At 64.2% G+C, this 963-nt stretch carries 1 pseudogene and 1 riboswitch; the pseudogene reads left to right on the top strand.

The window, feature by feature from the left end:
• Nucleotides 1-280 precede the first annotated feature (280 nt).
• Nucleotides 281-372: riboswitch (glycine riboswitch) on the top strand.
• A gap of 144 nt (nucleotides 373-516) precedes the next feature.
• Nucleotides 517-963: pseudogene (locus B2344_RS14625) on the top strand (glycine cleavage system protein T); the annotation flags it as partial.

Here is a 963-nt window from a genome sequence, read left to right as displayed (position 1 = left end):
AAAAAGGAATCCGGCTCGGTCGCGACGGATCTGCTCAAGCGTTGCGGCGGGCTTACTTCGCGCGCGGCCTGGGCGGCAGAGCAGACCATGTCGGGCTCGAAAAATGCGTGGTCGATGGTGCAGGGGTGGTTTGGGCGCAAGGCGACGGAAGTCTGATGCACGCCGGCCTGCCTGTTCGCCGGCCTGCCTGTTTGCCGGGCAGTGTCGGCGTTCGGGCAGGCGATTGCTGACTCTGCGCTTGCTGGCCATCAGAATCCGCGCTAGTTCGACTCGTATAGACGAACTCCTCCCGGGAGAGAGCGGGTACCCAACCCCGCCGCCGAAGGCGCAACCGCCCCGGAAACGCTCAGGCAAAAGGACCGGGAGAGAGACAACACGCTGGAAAGAGACGGGCTGATGGTGCCGTCTCGCCGAAGGAGCAAGCCCGCATGCCGGGCGGAATCTCTCAGGCGCCCAGGACAGCGGGGGCGACGATGCGCAGCTTGAGGTTGCCCCGTCTCCTTATGAAAGGGCGTCATGGCCGACACGACGACAGAGAATTTGAAGCGCACGCCGCTCCATGCCTTGCACGAAGAGCTGGGCGCGAAGCTTGTGCCGTTCGCCGGCTATGAAATGCCGGTTCAGTATCCGATGGGCGTGAAGGACGAACACCTCTGGACGCGCACGCAGGCGGGCCTGTTTGATGTCTCCCATATGGGTCCATGCTTCCTGTCGCTGGCCGATGGCATTGGCGGCGGTGATGACGCGCATGCCGAGATCGCCGCGCTGGTCGAGACGCTGGTGCCGTCCGATATTGCGGGCCTCAAGGAGGGTCAGGCGCGCCTGACCGTGCTGCTCAGTGAAGAGGGCGGCATTCTGGACGACCTCATCATCACCCGCCCGATCGGCGAAGAAGCGCAGGGCTCGCTCTACATCGTCGTCAACGGCGCAGTGAAGGATACCGACTGGGCGCTCTTTGAGCGG

The sequence above is a fragment of the Hyphomonas sp. UBA3195 genome (assembly GCF_002366485.1).
In the GTDB taxonomy this organism is placed as follows: Bacteria; Pseudomonadota; Alphaproteobacteria; order Caulobacterales; family Hyphomonadaceae; genus Hyphomonas.
Note: the sequence above shows the minus strand (reverse complement) of the source record. Positions and strands in the feature narration are given on the sequence as shown.